Origin of the sequence: Amycolatopsis sp. CA-128772, assembly GCF_002904295.1 — a bacterium.
Taxonomy (GTDB): Bacteria; Actinomycetota; Actinomycetes; order Mycobacteriales; family Pseudonocardiaceae; genus Amycolatopsis.
On sequence record NZ_PPHG01000072.1, the window covers coordinates 270,386 to 286,116 of the forward strand.

Below are 15,731 nucleotides of genomic sequence, written 5' to 3' on the forward strand. Positions count from 1 at the left end.
CCGGCCGCCAGGCGTACCCGGGCCCCCGAGCGCCCGGATGCCGTCCTCGTCGGTTCAGCGGCCGGATGCGGCCACGGCGGGTTCGGTGCGCCTGCTCATGTCATCCCCCGGGGCGGCGTTTCCCGGGCCCGCCCAACCGGCCCGCATGCGCAAAAGCCGCCACCAGGGCATCCCCGGTGGCGGCCTCCGCAGTTCCAGCAGCCGTCAGGTCGAGAACGGCGACGACGCCCCTTCCGCGCGCGTCCGTCCCCGGCGGCCGGCCGCGGCCAGTGGCTGGGCGATGTCCTCCAGGGACTTGCCCTCCGCGTCCACCGCCAGGAAGCGGGCCACCAGGCCGCCCGCGATCATCACCGCCGCGCCGAGCAGGTAGCCGATGAACAGGCGGACCGGGTGCTCGCCCGTGCCGATCAGCGCGCCGTAGATCACCGGTCCCAGGGCTCCGAAGCACTGCGCGATCGCGAAGAACACCGCGATCGCCTTCGCCCGGACCTCCAGGGGGAAGATCTCGCTCACCGTCAGGTAACCCGCGCTCGCGCCCGCGGAGGCGAAGAAGAAGATCACGCACCACGCGATCGTCTGGGTGATCGCGTTCAGCGTGCCCGCGTAGAACAGCACCGCCGTGATCGCCAGCAGGACACCGGACACGATGTAGGTCCCGGAGATCATCTTCCGGCGGCCGAGGGTGTCGAAGAGGTGGCCGATGGTGAACGGGCCGACCAGGTTGCCCACCGCGAAGGCGATCAGGTAGATCGGCGTCGCCTCGGACGAGACGCCGTAGAACTTGCCGAGCACCAGCGTGTAGGTGAAGAAGATCGCGTTGTACAGGAACGACTGGCTGATCATCAGCGACGCGCCCAGGACCGCCCGCGACGGGTAGTCGCGGAAGAGCACCCTGGCCAGCGCCACGTACCCGATCCGCTCGGCCGGCGTCACCTCGATCGCCTTCTTCTCGTCGACCGGGGGCAGGGTGCGGCCGGTGTGCTCGACCTCCTGCTCGATCTGCCTGATCGACTCCTCGGCGGCGTCCGCCTTGCCGTGCATGATCTGCCACCGCGGGCTCTCCGGCAGGTGCCGCCGCACCAGCAGGATCACCAGCCCGAGCACCGGGCCGATGAGGAAGCCGAGCCGCCAGCCCAGCGACAGGTCCATCCGGTTCAGCAGGATGTACGTGCCGATCGTGCCGAGCACCGCGCCGGCCCAGTAGGTGCCGTTGACCGCGATGTCCACCCGCCCGCGGTAGCGGGCCGGGATCAGCTCGTCGATGGCGGAGTTGATCGCGGCGTACTCGCCGCCGATGCCCATCCCGGCGACGAACCGGGTGGCGTAGAGGAAGACGACCCAGCCCGCCCCGTTGCCCAGCGTCAGCGCGGTCAGGCCGCTGCCGACCAGGTACACGGCCAGGGTGAGCATGAACAGGTTCCGGCGGCCCAGTTTGTCGGACAGGCTGCCGAAGAACAGCGCCCCGACCACCTCGCCGGCGAGGTAGATCGTCGCCAGCAGGCCCACCGCCGCCGACGACATGTGCAACGTCTCGGGCTTGGTGAGCGTGTCGGCGACCGCGCTGGCCACCGTGATTTCCAGCCCGTCCAGGATCCAGGCCACCCCCAGGGCGACCACCATCCGGGTGTGGAACGGGGACCAGGGCAACCGGTCGATGCGCGCCGGGATGAGCGTGCGCACCCCGGTCGGCGCCGGATCGGGTGTTGCCGCCATGACAACCTCCTTGAGAGCAAATCGCCTCGCGTGACTTCCCCCGCGTGCCTCCGGTGAAACACGATCGGGTCGACCCGCCCGGTCACGGCTTGTGAGCAGCCGAAAGCCGTCATTAGCCTGTGCGGGGCGGTCGGGCAGGCCGCGCCCCCGTTCGTCCCGGTCCTCGGAGGTGGGTGCTCGCGTGACGTCCTCCGGTGCCCCGACGGGGCGGTTGCGGGTGTCGTGCTCGCCCGGTGAGCCGGTGGTGCTGGCCCTGGCCGGGGAGCTCGACGCCGGAACGGTCCTGCTCGTCGTGCGCGCGGTGGCCGGCGCGCTGCACCGCTGCCCGGCCCCGCGGGTGGTCGTCCTGGACCTGACGGACGTGTGCTTCCTCGGCGCCGCGGGCGTGCACGTGCTGTGCGAGGCGGCCGACCACGCGGCCGCGGTGGGCGCCCGGCTCCGGGTCGTCACCGGCGGCAACGCGGTGGTGAACCGGGCGCTGCTGCTGACCGGCGCCGACCGGGTGCTGGACTGCTACCCCGACCGCGCGGCCGCGCTGGGCGCCGGCGACGACCGCGAGTTCTTCCGGCTCACCGCCCGGATGTGGCGCGGCTGAGCCGTCCACAGTGGACTACCGCTTCAGCTTCGCGAAGACGATCACGTTGTCGAGGTAGTTCCGGTTCGCCGCGTCGTACCGCCCGCCGCAGGTGATCAGGCGCAGCTGCGGGTCGGCCGTGTCGCCGTACACGGCTTCGGTGGGGAAGACGTCCTTCGCGATCTGCTCGACCTTCGTCACCTCGAACGTCAACCGGCCGCCGTCGGCGCGGTCGACGTGCACCGGTTCGCCCGGCTTCAGCTCGTGCAGCCGCCAGAAGATGCCCTTCCGGTGCCCGCCGTCGATGTGGCCGAGGATCACCGCGGGCCCGGCCTCGCCCGGCGTCGGGCCGTATTCGTACCAGCCGGCCTGCAGCGGCTGGTCGACCGGCGGCACCTCGACGGTGCGGTCGGGGTTGAGGCCGAGCGGGACCAGCGACGACCGCGCGCCGATCGCCGGGACGTCGAGCGCGGTCGGCAGGGACCGGGCCGGCGCCGGGGCCGCCGTCGCCGGGGCCGCCGACGGCGGGGACGGCGTTGCGCCGCACCCGGCGAGCACCAGCGCGAGCAAGACGGTCAGGAACGGGCGACGGGCCACGGCTCAGCCCTCCGCCGCGAGGCTGCCGTCGCCGGTCTGCGGGGCGCCGGCCGGGACGACGACCACCTGGCGGGGCGCGTCCGGGCGCGGCGGCGCCTCGGGAGCGCGCTCCTTCGCCGGGCCGCAGACCACCGACGCCAGCTTCACGTCGCCGCGGCCGAGTTCGCCGCCGAGCAGTTTGACGTGCAGCGCCGTGACTTCGAGGCTGCCGTCGTAGCGCTGGAGCTGTTCGTTGACGATCACTTCGGCCACGCCGGGGACGCCGAGCCGCTGGTTCGGCGCGGTGGCGGCGGGCAGTGTGCCCAGCCGGCCGAGGGTGGCGCCGGCGAGGTCGCTGCTGCCGGTCACGCGGCCGTCCGCCGCCGCGCAGCGGGCGCTGACCAGCCGGATCGACGGCACCCGCCCGGCGGCCGGGCCGAGCAGCGGCAGCGTCACCTCGGCGGCCGCTGCCTTGGCCGCCACGGAATCCGCGCCGGGCACCACGGAACTGGTGAGCGCCTTCGCGGTGACGAGCCCGCCGAGCGGCGCGTCGGCGACGCTTGCCGTGGCCGGTCCCCGGCTGCTCGAAGCGGCCAGCGGGCCGGTGTCGAGCGTGGCCGCCTTGCCGCCGGGCACCAGGGAAGCGCCGGCCGAAGCGCCGAACGCGGACCCGGTGACGGCGTCGTCCGCCGCCGCGACGCCGGTGGATCCGGCGAGCACGGCGGCGGCCAGGCTGCCGGCCCGGAGCAGGGTGGTGCGCATGAGGAATTCCTTTCGGCGGCAACGGATTCGCGGGAACGCGAGCGGGGACGCGCACCGGTGACACGACCGGTCCGCGGGAGAAATCCCGGCCAAGCTACCAAAATCGCCCAGGAGGGCAAGGAATCCGCGCACCGGCGGCGGCCGGGGCAGTGCGCGAAAAGTGATCACGAACTGCGGCGGCCACCGTGACGTGGCACCCCGGGCCCTGCTTTTGCCGTGCGCTGCCGACGTTCAGTAGCGCGCACTGCGGCATTCGAGGGGGTGTCCCGGCAGTTCAAACACGGACGAGTGATTACCGGAGTGGTGAAGGAAAACACGGAACGTGATGTGACGGACACGGAATTCCCGCTGTGCCACGGGATCACCGGGCAGCCGCGCCGGACCCTTGCCGGACCCTCGACGAAGGCCGCCGGGGCGTCCTCCCGGTCCATTCTCGGCAGCCGGAGAAAACCGCGGCCCGTCCGCGCGGCGGTCCTGGCCGGGCCGCCGCGCGGAGCGGGTCAGCGCGGAGCCTTGAGCGAGGCGAAGTAGGCGTTCGACGGGCCGGTGAACGACAGGACCACGCCCACCACCGCGGCGAGCACGGCGAGGTAACCGCCGATCGTGCTCTGCCCGATCAGCAGCGAGAGCAGCTGCAGCGCGGTCAGCACGGTGAGCACGATCCGCGCCCAGTTCCGGCCGGCGCGCAGCTTGAACGCGAACAGCAGGTACAGCGCGGCGATGATGACCGCGATGACCACCGCGGTGATCATCGTGGCGTTCACCGTCTGGTCGATCTGGGCGTCGGTGAGGTTGCCGCCGCGTTGCCGGTTCGCGTCGCGGAGGGCCTGGGCGATGCCGTCCCGGTTGGCGAAGATCAGCACGCCGCCGATCAGCCCGATCACGGTCGAGGCGAGGAACGCCCAGAAGGCGCCTTCGACCGTACCGGGCCGCGCCGGCGCGGGTGGCTGACCCGTCGGAGCGGACGACTGCGGGTAGCTCGGATACTCGGGTGATTCACTCATAAGGACCAAATAGCACGCTTGCGGGTGACGCGCAGAGCGAAACCTCCGCGGACCCTCTCCCGGCGCTCCGCCGCACGCTGGGAATCCTCCTTTCCGGCGGTGTTCCACAATGGATTCGTCAGCGATTCCCCGCCCCGGAGGCGAAAACGAGCAGGACTCGATCATGGCGACGACCGCGGCCGGCTGTCGTGCCCTGCGAGGTCGTTGACGCGGGTGATGGGTGGCTTGGCGCCGGGTGAGGTGTGGGCTCGGTGGTGGTGGTAGCGGTGCAGGAACTCGGGTGGTGCTTGGGCGCCGAGGTCGGTGAGTGCGTCGCGCCCGGCGTGGGAGCGGCGGTAGCCAGGGCGTTGCCGGTCATCACGCGTTCGGTCCGGTCGATGCCCAGCTCGGCCAGGACGGTGGCGGCGCTCGGGAGATCCCGAGCTCGGCAGCGACGTGGGCGACCGGGCGTCCATGGTCAGTGCAGTCAGCGGCCGGTGCTGCCGTCGATCAGCTCCCGCAGGATGTCGGCGTGCCCGGCGTGGCGGCCGGTTTCCTCGATCAGGTGCACCAGGGCCCAGCGCATCGACGGCGGCGTGCGGCCGGGCCGGGGTACCGGCTGCGTCAGGTCGGGGCAGGCGTCGATCACGGCGTTCGCCTGCTCGCACGCCGTGCGGTAGTCCGCGAGCACCGAGGCGACGGTCTCGTCCGGGCCCGGCCGGAACGTGCCGGGCCAGTCGGGCGGCTGCTCGCCGAGGAAGGTGAACCGTTCGACGTGCGCGAGGTGCCGGACCAGGCCCAGCAGCGACGTCCCGGACGGCACGCCGGGCGTCCGGACCGCCGGTTCCGGGACGTCCTGGGCCTTGGCGGCCACGGCGGCCCGGAGGTGGTCGAGGAAGCCGCGCAGGACGGCCTTCTCGTCCGGGCCGGTGCGCGGGGGCGGGGTGTCCCGCCGGGTTCGGGGCATGACGGTCCTTTCAGCGGGTGCGGCGGATCAGCAGGAGGTGGTCGACGACCTCGGCGGTTCGCCCGCCGGGTCCGGTGGCGCGGCGGGGGAGGGCGTCGGCGCGCTCGACGGTCCACCGCGCCGGATCCAGCGGGGGCGCGGCCAGTGCGGGCACCGCGGCCGGGTCCTGGTGCCACGACCACGGTGCGACGGACCCGTGTTCGACGACCAGCAGCCGCCCGCCGGGGGAGAGCGCTTGCGCGGCCTGCCGCAGCACGGCGTCGCGGGGGAGCGGGAAGGACGTGTGCAGGTAGTGCGCCGAGACGAGGTCGAAGGAACCCGCCGGAAACGTGGCGGACAGGTCGTGCCGCGCGCCCGTGATCCGGCCGCCCAGCCCGAGGGCCCGCGCGCGGCGGGCCAGGTGGGCGAGGGCGACGGCGGAGATGTCGGCGGCGGTCACGTGCCAGCCGCGCCGGGCCGGCCACAGCGCGTCCCCGCCGGGGCCGGACCCGAGGGCGAGCGCCCGCCCGGGAATCAGCCGGGCGGCGACTTCGGCGAGCCGGACGTTGGGGCGCGGCTCGCCGTCGGTCAGGTGAGCCGCGTGGTGGCCGTCCCAGAACCGGGCCGCTTCGGTGGCCGATGTCGTCATGGGCCCACCTTGACCCGGCCCCGGCCGTTCCGGCACGCGTTCTTGCGGTTCCGGCAAGATGGCCGGGTGAGCGACGACTTCGAAGACGTGCTGCACGCGGTCGGCCCCCGGCTGCGGGCGCTGCGCCGGCACCGCGGCCTGACGCTGGCGGAGGTCGCCGGCACGACCGGCGTGTCGGAAAGCACGCTGTCCCGGCTGGAAAGCGGGCAGCGGCGGGCCAGCCTCGAACTGCTGCTGCCGCTGGCCCGCGTCTACGACGTCCCGCTCGACGACCTCGTCGGCGCGCCGCGCACCGGGGACCCGCGCATCCACCTCACCCCGATCCACCGGTACGGCATGACCTTCGTGCCGCTGTCCCGGCGGCCGGGCGGGATGCAGGCGTACAAGATGATCATCCCCAGCGCCGCCCCGCCGCCGGCCCCGGACCACCAGACGCACGAAGGGCACGAATGGCTGTACGTGCTCCACGGGAACCTGCGGCTGGTCCTCGGCGAGCACGACCTGGTGCTGCCCGCGTGCGAAGCGGCGGAGTTCGACACGACGATCCCGCACTGGCTCGGCACCGCGGACGGCAAGGCGGTCGAGCTCCTCATCCTCTTCGGCCGCCAGGGAGAACGCGCCCACCTGCGCGCCCGCGCGCAGTGAGGCCGGCGCGATGTTCCTTGGGAGACAACGGAATTCCCAAGGAAAAGTAATGTCCGATTGTTCGGTTCCCATACTCGAAGATCACTCCAATGGGTGATGGGTCCCGCCGGGCGGACAGTTAGATTTCCCCTTGGCGGCCGGATTTCCGGGGCCGCTACTTCAGGGGGAGGATCTGCCGTGTCCGGTGGAATCGATCGTGCGCGAAGAATGTCCGGATGGCGAGTGCTGACCGTGCTGGGCACGGTGCTCGCGCTCGCCGGAGCGACCACTTCGGTCGTGGCCGCGGCACCGAAACCGCCCGCGCCCGCACCGCACGCCGCCGCGCCGGAACCGGCGGATTTCGGCCCGGACGCGGCGAAATCCGCCGACGTCGCCGTCGACGGGTACGGAGACGCGCAGGGCTACCACGTCGAACTGGGGCGGGAAGCCGCCGGGTTCGCCTGGCGGGAAGCCGCGCTCCTGCACCCGGCCGGGTTCGACGACGGCTCGTGGACCGGCTACCAGTGCGTGTCCGGCGACGGGAAGTACGCCGCCGTCGCGATCCTCCCCGCATCGGCCGTCAACACCCAGGCCGCGCGCGACCACGGTGCCTTCGCCTACTCCGTCGACCTCGGCACCGGAGCCGTGCGCGCCCTGGCCGGCGGCGTCGGCCTCAAGTACTACTCGCCCGGCTGCGGAACCGGCGACACCGCCGTGTTCACCGTCGCCCTCGACGGGCAGACCCGGCTGCTCACCGCGAACCTGGCCACCGGCCGGGTCGACGCCGACGTGACCACGCCGGGGCAGCTCACCTCCGCCGTCCCCGCCGCGGGCGGGATCGTCGGCGTGGCCGGCAACCGGCTGGTTTCCCTGCCCGCCAAGGGAAAGCCCGCCGTGGTGGCCACCCTGCCCGGGGACGTCTACGACGTGCATCCGGCCGCCGACGGCGGCGTCAGCTTCCTGCACACCGGGCCGGGCACCCGCACCGCGACCGCCGCGCACGAACACGCCGGCGCGGTCACCACCCTCGGTTCCGGCGACCTCGGCCGGGTGCAGCTGTTCCAGGGCCGGGCCGGGCGCGCCGTGCTCACCGGCGCCACGCCGGCCGCGCCCGCCGCGCTGGCCGCCGCGGGCGTGCGCAGCGTGGGCGACGGCCCGCTCGCGCACGGCGCCGAAGCGTCCTCTTTGGACGGTGACGTGCTGCTCGGCCCGGACGGCGACGGCCGGAAGTCCTCGCCCGCCCTGCTGGCGACGAACAGCGGCAAGGTGCTCGCGCCCGCGGTCCCGGCGGCCACCCGGGCCGCCGCCACCGCCGTGCCCACCTACTCCGCCGCGCCGAAGGCCGCTCAGGCACCGCACCAGAACCGGCTGAGCCCGAAGGGTGACGCGGCCCCGGCGGCGAAGGCGGCCCCGGCCACCACCCAGGCGCAGACGCCGAAGTGCGCGGTGCCGCCGCTGAACGCCAACCGGCAGGTCATGCAGCCGAACCCGGCGCAGGTCAACTGGGCGGTGCAGCTGGCCGAGCAGGGCCTGCTGACCGGCAGCGCGTACACGCGCCCGGCCGGCTTCGGCAACCTGGGCCTGGTCGCCTACGCACCCAACAGCGACTTCCCGCTGATCCCGCTGTCGCACCCGGCGGGCGGCTCGAACTCGGTGCCGCGGTCGATCTTCGAGGGCATCATGGCCCAGGAGTCGAACTGGTCGCAGGCGTCGTGGCACGCGCCGGCCGGCACCGCCGGCGACCCGCTGATCGCCAGCTACTACGGCGCCGGCGGGGACATCGTCTCGATGAACTACGCCGCTTCCGACTGCGGCTACGGCATCAGCCAGGTCACCGACGGCATGCACCTCGGCGACCACTCGCTGTCCGAGCACGGCCAGTGGAAGGTCGCGGTCGACTACCAGGAGAACATCGCCGCCGGCCTGCAGATCCTCGAGACCACCTGGAACCAGCTCTACACCGCCGGGATCACCGCCAACAACGCCGACCCGCGCTACCTGGAGAACTGGTACTTCGCGGCCTGGGCGTACAACTCGGGCATCCAGCCGAACGCGGCCAACGGCAACACCACCGGCTGCACGCCCGGCCCGTCCTGCACCGGCCCGCACGGCACGTGGGGGCTGGGCTGGACCAACAACCCGGCCAACCTGGACTACCCGCCCAACCGCGACCCGTACCTGCAGGACACCTACGCCGACGCGGCGCACCCGGCGAGCTGGCCGTACCAGGAGCGCGTGCTCGGCTGGACCGCGAGCCCGCTGATCCGCTACAGCAACCCGGCGTACGCGAAGCCGACGTACAACGGCGGCCAGCACTGGGTGCAGCCCGCCCCGTTCACCGCGATGTGTTCCCTGTCCGCCAACCAGTGCGACCCGAACGCCACCAACACCTCGAACCCGGGCGCGAGCCACTGCATGCTGAACGACTTCCAGTGCTGGTGGCACAACCCGGTGACGTGGATCCCCAGCTGCGCGACGACGTGCGCGACGAGCCCGTACGCCGTGTCGGGCGGGTCCGAACCGGCGAACCCGACGCAGAACCCGCCGACGTGCAGCCAGGACACGGCGAAGGTGCCCGGCGGCTCGATCATCGTCGACGACGAGCCGTCGCGGCTGAACCTGCAGGGCTGCGGCGCCGCGAACTGGTCGGACAACGGCACGTTCACCTACACGTACGGGACGAACTCCGCGGGTGACCCGATCGGCGCGATCGACACCCACCAGCTCGGCACCGGCCTCGGCGGCCGGGTCCTGTTCACCCACACCGAGGACGGCTCGAACCCGGCGCTGATCAACACCGGCGTCTGGACCCCGAACCTGCCGTCGCTGCAGTACTACAAGGTCAAGCTGCACCTGCCCGGCCTCGGCGCCGAGGCGACGAACGTCGTCTACACCATCAACCCCGGCGGTGGGGTGTCGCCGTGGAAGATCCGCGTCAACCAGGCGTGGAACTCCGAGCAGTGGGTCACCATCGGCACGTTCGCCATGCAGAACGGCGCCACCGTCACCCTGACCAACAACGGCAGCTCCCAGGACCAGGGCGGGTACGGCTATTCGGACTTCGACGTCGCCTTCGACGCGATCGCGTTCGTCCCGCAGGGCGGCACGCCAGGCCAGCCGATCGGCGGCCCGCCCGGCATCCAGGACGAGCCGCGCGGCAGCAACCCGGCGTTCATCGCCTGCGGCTGCGCCCGCCGGACAGCCGGCGACCCGGTCGACACCGCGACCGGCTACTTCGGCGACGAATTCACCGACCTGACCACGCCCGGGCGCGGCCTGCCGCTGAACTTCTCCCGCAGCTACGCCGAAAGCATCGCCGACCCCAACGGTCCGAACAAGGCGCTCGCCGCCGACGGGCCGTTCGGCTGGGGCTGGACGTATTCGTACAACCTGTCCGCGAACACCGACCCCGCCACCGGAACCGTGACGGTGAAGCAGGAAGACGGTTCCGCGGTCGCCTTCACCGCGACCGGGAGCACCTTCGCCCCCGCCGCACCCCGGTTCGACGCGGCGTTGGCCAAGTCCGGCACCACCTACACGTACACGCGGCGAGGACGGCAGATCTTCACCTTCGACGTCGCCAGTGGACACTTGACGGCGGAGACCGACCTCGCCGGGAGCAAGGCGTCGCCGAGCTACGGGACGACGCTCGCCTACGACGGTGCCGGCCACCTGTCGGCGATCACCGACCCCGCCGGGCGCGCCTACACGCTCAGCTGGACGGGCAGCCACATCAGCGGCCTGTCCGACCCGGCCGGCCGGACGGTGACCTACGGCTACGACGCGAACGACAACCTCACCGACGTCTACGGCGTCGGCACCACCCGGGCACCCACCCGGAAGGACGACGACCACGCCCAGTACACCTACGACGGCAACCACCTGATGACGTCGATGCGGTCCCCCGCCAACTTCGGCGGCCCGGCCTCGGCGACGACCTCGATGGTGTACGACAGCGCCGAGCGCGTCCACACGCAGACGGACGCCAACGCGCACACCACGACGTTCACCTACGGCCCGGACGGCGGCCTGGCCGCCGGCCAGACCCTCGTGACGGACCCGAACGGGCACCGGAAGCTGGACACCTACCAGAACGGGCTGCTGGTCTCGGAAACCCTGGGCTACGGCACGGCCGACGCCGGGACTACGTCCTACACCTACGACCCGGTCACCCTCGGCGTGTCCACGCAGACCGACCCCGACGGCGCCCTGCACACGTTCACCTACGACGACCACGGCAACAAGACCTCCGAGTCGAACGCCCTCGGCTTCACGACCGACTACGTCTACGACGACGCCGCGAACCTCCTGGAAACCATCGACGCCGACGGGGTGGCCACGGTCAACCAGTACGACCAGGCCGGGCACGTCCCGCCGGGCGCCGGCGGCGGGCTGGACCTGACGTCGAGGACGGTCACCCGCGCGAACAACGTCGTGGAGTCCACGACCGGCAACTTCGGGGCGGCCCCGGTCCGCACCGCCGCGTTCTACTACGACGACCCGGCGCACCCGGCCGACCAGACCCGGGCGGTCGACCCGAACGGCAAGACCACCAGCGTCGCGTTCGACGCCTTCGGCGACCGGGTCTCGGTGACCGACGCCGCGGGGGACAGGACCCAGTCCGGGTTCGACACCGCGACCGGCCTGCTCGTTTCGACGGTGGACGGGAACGGCAGCGCGGCCGGCGTCACCACCGCCTGCACCCCGCCGGCCAAGGGGTGCACGACCTACGGCCACGACGCCTACGGGAACGTCACGCTGACGACGGATCCGCTCGGCCACGCCGCGTCCGCGCACTTCGACGCCGACGGGCACCAGACGTCGGCCACCGACGCCAACCAGCGGACGACCATCACGACGTTCGACCCGGTGGGGCAGCCGGTGAAGGTCACCCAGGCGGACAACTCGACCCGGATCACGGACTACAACCCGGACGGAACGGTCGCCGACACGATCGACGGCCTCGGCGCCAAGACGACCTACGGCTACGACGGGCAGGGCCGCAAGAACTCCCGCACGGATCCGGACAACCGCACGTCGACCGTGCACCTCGACCCGGCCGGGCACGCCCTGACCGCGACCGACCCCGGCGGCCGGGTCACGACGAACGGGTACGACCCCGCGGGCCAGCTCAAGTCGATGACCTATTCCGACGGCGTGACGCCGAAGGTCGTCTACAGCTACGACCCGGCCGGTCACCGGTCGACGATGACGGACGGGACCGGCACGTCGACCTGGACCTACAACGCCTTCGGCGAAGTCACCTCGCAGACGCAGGGCTCGGGCGCGACCGTCGGGTACGGCTACGACGACAACGGGAACCAGACCGGCATCACCTACCCGGGGCGCACCAGCACGGTGGTCCGGACCTTCGACGACGCCGAGCGGCTCAAGACGGTGACCGACTGGAACGGGAACAAGACCACCTTCGGCTACGACGGCGACGGCGTCGTCAAGACGACCTCGTACCCGAACGGCACCACGGTGACCAACGGGTACGACGACAGCGACCACCTGACGAGCACCACCGCCGTGACCGGCTCGGCCACCGCGGTGTCGGCGACCTACGGCCGTGACCCGATCGGCCAGCTCGCGTCCCGCACCGTCGGGCCGGCCACCCAGACGTTCGGGTACAACGCCAAGGAACAGCTCAGCTCCGACGGTTCGAACACCTACACCGACGACGCCGCGGACAACCCGGTGCAGATCGGCGCCGTCACCCAGGCGTTCGACGCGGCCGGGCAGCTCTGCTGGACGCTGCCCGGCGGCTCGGCCGGCACGCCGGGCTGCGGCACCGTCCCGGCCGGTGCCGTCGGCTACACCTTCGGCGCGTCGGGTGAGCGCAAGACGGCCGGCTCGACCAGCTACGGCTACGACCAGGCGGGCCGGCTGAATTCGTTCACGCGGGGCGCCACGGCGGCAACCTACGGCTACAACGGTGACGGCCTGCGGATGTCCAGGACGTCCGGCGGGACGACGACCACGTTCGTCTGGGACGCCGGCGCGACGCCGAATGTCCTGAACGACGCGACCAACGAGTACCTCTACGGCCCCGACGGCCTCCCGATCGAACAGGTCGGTGCGGCGGGTGCGTTCTGGTACGTCCACGACCAGGTCGGCTCGACCCTCGCGCTGCTCACCGGTGCGGGTGCGGTCGCCGGTAGCTACCGCTACACGCCGTACGGCGTCACGACGGCGTCCGGCACCGCCGACACTCCGCTGCGCTACACCGGCCAGTACACCGACGCGGAATCCGGGCTGGTCTACCTGCGTGCCCGGTACTACGACCCGGCCACCGCCCAGTTCCTGACGGTCGACCCGCAGGTCGACAGCACGCACAGCGCGTACGGCTACGTCATGGGCAACCCGGTCAACCTGACCGATCTGTCGGGGATGTGCTGGTCCGGGTTCGGCTGGGCCTGCGCGGCGGCGAACTTCGTCTGGGAGCACAAGACGGCCTTCGAAGTGGGCCTCGCCGTGGCGTCGCTGGCCATCCCGGTGGTCGGCGAGTTCGTCGGCGGCTACCTGCTCGCCGACACCGCGATCGGCGTCGGCATCACCGAAGGCGCGTCCATGCTCGCCAACGGGCTGTTCTACGCGGACACCGCACTGTCCATTGCGGACGCCAGGTACACGTGCAAGACCGGCAGCGCGGCGAGTTGCGCGGTCGGTGTGGCGAGCGTCGCGACGGGCGCGGCCGGCTACGCGTTCGGCGCCGGGGCGAAGGCGGCGGGAAAACTGGCGGAGGGAGCCAGCTCGGCGATCGGCCGCTGGGGTTACCGCCAGGCGAAACGCGGCCTCAATGTCGGCGCCTGGCTGCAGAACATCGCGTCATTGGGCTACTCGATCGCGGGCGGCTGCAACCTCAACTCGCCCCAGGACCCCAACGACCTGAACCACCACTAAGGTGGCGTCGCCGCCACCGGAGGAAAGTGAGCAGGATGACCGACACCAGCGAGCTCCGTCCGCTGGAGCCACGCCGGCTCAAGTGGAGCGCGCGCCGGAAGCTGCGGAAAGCCCGCCGCGAAGGGCGCACCGGGCTGCTGGCGTACGCGGTCATCCCGGCGAGCAACCGGAACGGTTACCGGTACCTCCGGTTCGTCTACGTCCGCGAAGGCCGCCGAGAGCTGTACGCGGGCAGCGCCGACGACCGATCGGTGCGGTGGGTCGATCTCCCGCCCGGAACCCACCGCCTCGATTTCGTGGTGAGCGACGCGGGCAAGGAAGTCGCGCTGCGCCGGGAGTTCACGCTCCGGCCACGGCAGGTGCTGGTGTCCTGGTGCTACACGACGTATTCGCTGAAACCCTTCGATCGTCATCCCCGCCCGAACCGCTGGTACATCGGAGTCCTGGACGAAGCCCCGGACCCACCGGCCGGGGGAGCGTGACGGAGTACGGCCGGGACCGGGAGCGCCGGCGTCGACCCGGACGCTGCTCGGAGCCGGTCAAGTCACGGCTTTGGCGGCGTCGCTCGGTCGTGGCAGGCGGAGGTCATTCCGCTGTCGGGCCCGGGAGCGCAGAGCCGAACTCCGCCGGGCCTTGACAGCGCCGGCGCGCTAGCCGGCTGACGAGGGGAGGAAGCCTTCGGGTGTGTGCCCAAGAGAGATTGGCCGCCGCCGTGGCGGGTCTTGCGGGTGTGCGGGTCATCGGCTTCAGCCGGGCCGGCGCGATCACCCTCGAACTCACCGAATCCGTGGTGATCGAGGTGTTCCCGGCCTGCGCCGGCCCGGTGGAGCAGTGGCGGCTCTTCCGCCGCGGCTCTGGCCTGCACCACGTGTTCCCCGGAGACGGTCAACGGCAGAACGCCGCATCCACTGTGGACAGCACCGCCTGCGCTCCCCGGTCCGCGTCGCCGAAGGTGCCCGGCAGGGCCGTCACCGCCAAGCCCACCGCGCGGCCGTCGTCCGTGGCGCCGCCGCGGGTTTCGAAACCGTGGATGTCGCCGCCGTGGCCCCAGTACTCGCCGCCGCACGTCAGGGGGACGCGGAACACGCCCAGGCCGTACTGCCAGCCCGGCAACAGCGGCGCCGGCACCGTCTTGCGCATCTCCGCCCGCTGACGCGCCGGGAGCAACCGGCCGTCCAGCAACGCCCGGGAGAACTGCGCGAGGTCGCCCGGCGTCGAAATCAGCTGGCCCGCCGCCCAGCCCCACGATGGATCCAGCTCCGTCACGTCGACCACGGCAGTGCCCGAGCGTGCGTAGCCGTGCGGGTGCGGGCCCTGGATGCGCTGGTCGCCCACCTGCGGCCAGTACGTGTTCCGCAGGCCCGCCTTCCGGATCACGCGCTCGGTGATCTGCTCCGCCACCGGACGTCCGGTCACCCGCTCGATCAGCAGGCCCGCCAGCACGTAGTTGGTGTTGCTGTACTCCCACTTCGTCCCCGGGGCGAACCGGGCCGGGTGCGCGAAGGCGACGGCGAGCAGCTCGTGCGGCGGGAAGTACCGGTGCTGCAGCTTCGCGATGTCCTCGAGCCCGAGGTACTCGGTGTAGTTCGGCAGCCCGCTCGTGTGCTGCAGCAGCTGCCGGACGGTGATCGCCGAACCGCCGGGCACCAGGCCGGGCAGGTACCGCTCGATCGGCGCGTCCAGGGCCACCTTGCCCTCGGCCACCAGCTGCAGGACCACCACCGCGGTGAACGTCTTCGTGTTGCTGCCCGCCCGGACCCGCCCGTCGGCCGGAACCGGAACCCGGCTGCCGAGCCGCGACGAGCCGGCGACCAGCGACTCCGTGCGTCCGCCCCGCGTCACCGACGCCAGCGCGGCCGGGAACCCCTCCTGGGTCACGAGCGCGTCGAGCTGCTGCCGGACGGTGGGCGGGGCCGCGACCGCCGCTGTGGCCGTCGTGCCCAGCAGTCCCGCCACGGTCAGGACCACCACTGCTTTCCGCATCTTCCTGCTCCTCCC

Annotated in this window: 11 protein-coding genes; 4 read left to right on the forward strand and 7 right to left on the reverse strand. The window is 72.3% G+C overall.

All coding sequences use genetic code 11. The annotated features are described in order from the left end of the window. Nucleotides 1–204: 204 nt before the first annotated feature. Nucleotides 205–1,713 carry an MFS transporter gene (locus C2L59_RS27130; RefSeq protein ID WP_103352307.1) on the reverse strand — a complete coding sequence of 503 codons (1,509 nt, stop codon included), beginning with the start codon at nucleotides 1,711–1,713 and terminating at the stop codon, nucleotides 205–207. A gap of 181 nt (nucleotides 1,714–1,894) precedes the next feature. Between C2L59_RS27130 and C2L59_RS27135 the strand changes: the two genes are divergently transcribed. Next, nucleotides 1,895–2,308: an STAS domain-containing protein gene (locus tag C2L59_RS27135; protein ID WP_233223717.1), complete on the forward strand. Its 414-nt coding sequence runs from the start codon at nucleotides 1,895–1,897 to the stop codon at nucleotides 2,306–2,308. A gap of 15 nt (nucleotides 2,309–2,323) precedes the next feature. On the opposite strand, the gene C2L59_RS27140 is transcribed toward C2L59_RS27135, so the two are convergent. From C2L59_RS27140 to C2L59_RS27160, 5 genes are all read right to left on the reverse strand, one after another. Next, a complete protein-coding gene (locus tag C2L59_RS27140; protein WP_103352309.1) occupies nucleotides 2,324–2,884 on the reverse strand; it encodes a class F sortase in 561 nt (186 codons plus the stop codon). A 3-nt stretch (nucleotides 2,885–2,887) separates the two neighbouring features. Further along, nucleotides 2,888–3,625 (reverse strand): choice-of-anchor P family protein, encoded by a 738-nt coding sequence (locus C2L59_RS27145; protein WP_103352310.1) that lies wholly within the window; start codon nucleotides 3,623–3,625, stop codon nucleotides 2,888–2,890. A 500-nt stretch (nucleotides 3,626–4,125) separates the two neighbouring features. Beyond that, the gene (locus tag C2L59_RS27150; protein WP_103352311.1) at nucleotides 4,126–4,629 is read right to left on the reverse strand and encodes a hypothetical protein; all 504 of its coding nucleotides are present in this window, start codon (nucleotides 4,627–4,629) and stop codon (nucleotides 4,126–4,128) included. Nucleotides 4,630–5,095: 466 nt separating this feature from the next. Continuing rightward, nucleotides 5,096–5,575: a DinB family protein gene (locus C2L59_RS27155; RefSeq protein ID WP_103352312.1), complete on the reverse strand. Its 480-nt coding sequence runs from the start codon at nucleotides 5,573–5,575 to the stop codon at nucleotides 5,096–5,098. A 10-nt stretch (nucleotides 5,576–5,585) separates the two neighbouring features. Beyond that, entirely contained in the window at nucleotides 5,586–6,203 is a 618-nt protein-coding gene (locus C2L59_RS27160) for a bifunctional 2-polyprenyl-6-hydroxyphenol methylase/3-demethylubiquinol 3-O-methyltransferase UbiG (RefSeq protein ID WP_103352313.1), read from the reverse strand. 66 nt (nucleotides 6,204–6,269) lie between these two features. On the opposite strand from C2L59_RS27160, the gene C2L59_RS27165 reads away from it, so the two are divergent. The 3 genes from C2L59_RS27165 to C2L59_RS27175 all read left to right on the forward strand — a co-directional run bounded on the left by C2L59_RS27165 (nucleotide 6,270) and on the right by C2L59_RS27175 (nucleotide 14,215). Further along, nucleotides 6,270–6,848 (forward strand): helix-turn-helix domain-containing protein, encoded by a 579-nt coding sequence (locus C2L59_RS27165; protein WP_103352315.1) that lies wholly within the window; start codon nucleotides 6,270–6,272, stop codon nucleotides 6,846–6,848. 207 nt (nucleotides 6,849–7,055) lie between these two features. Next, entirely contained in the window at nucleotides 7,056–13,733 is a 6,678-nt protein-coding gene (locus tag C2L59_RS27170; RefSeq protein ID WP_103352317.1) for an RHS repeat-associated core domain-containing protein, read from the forward strand. A 35-nt stretch (nucleotides 13,734–13,768) separates the two neighbouring features. Beyond that, nucleotides 13,769–14,215 carry a hypothetical protein gene (locus C2L59_RS27175; protein ID WP_103352319.1) on the forward strand — a complete coding sequence of 149 codons (447 nt, stop codon included), beginning with the start codon at nucleotides 13,769–13,771 and terminating at the stop codon, nucleotides 14,213–14,215. Between the two features lie 403 nt (nucleotides 14,216–14,618). On the opposite strand, the gene C2L59_RS27180 is transcribed toward C2L59_RS27175, so the two are convergent. Next, the gene (locus tag C2L59_RS27180) at nucleotides 14,619–15,716 is read right to left on the reverse strand and encodes a serine hydrolase (protein ID WP_103352321.1); all 1,098 of its coding nucleotides are present in this window, start codon (nucleotides 15,714–15,716) and stop codon (nucleotides 14,619–14,621) included. Between the last annotated feature and the right edge of the window lie 15 nt (nucleotides 15,717–15,731).

Bases quoted from the DNA above. Each gene is read 5' to 3' on its own strand.
- C2L59_RS27180 (WP_103352321.1), bottom strand. From the start codon at position 15,716: ATGCGGAAAGCAGTGGTGGTCCTGACCGTGGCGGGACTGCTGGGCACG.
- C2L59_RS27170 (WP_103352317.1), top strand. From the start codon at position 7,056: ATGTCCGGATGGCGAGTGCTGACCGTGCTGGGCACGGTGCTCGCGCTC.
- C2L59_RS27175 (WP_103352319.1), top strand. From the start codon at position 13,769: ATGACCGACACCAGCGAGCTCCGTCCGCTGGAGCCACGCCGGCTCAAG.
- C2L59_RS27130 (WP_103352307.1), bottom strand. From the start codon at position 1,713: ATGGCGGCAACACCCGATCCGGCGCCGACCGGGGTGCGCACGCTCATC.
- C2L59_RS27160 (WP_103352313.1), bottom strand. From the start codon at position 6,203: ATGACGACATCGGCCACCGAAGCGGCCCGGTTCTGGGACGGCCACCAC.
- C2L59_RS27150 (WP_103352311.1), bottom strand. From the start codon at position 4,629: ATGAGTGAATCACCCGAGTATCCGAGCTACCCGCAGTCGTCCGCTCCG.
- C2L59_RS27155 (WP_103352312.1), bottom strand. From the start codon at position 5,575: ATGCCCCGAACCCGGCGGGACACCCCGCCCCCGCGCACCGGCCCGGAC.
- C2L59_RS27145 (WP_103352310.1), bottom strand. From the start codon at position 3,625: ATGCGCACCACCCTGCTCCGGGCCGGCAGCCTGGCCGCCGCCGTGCTC.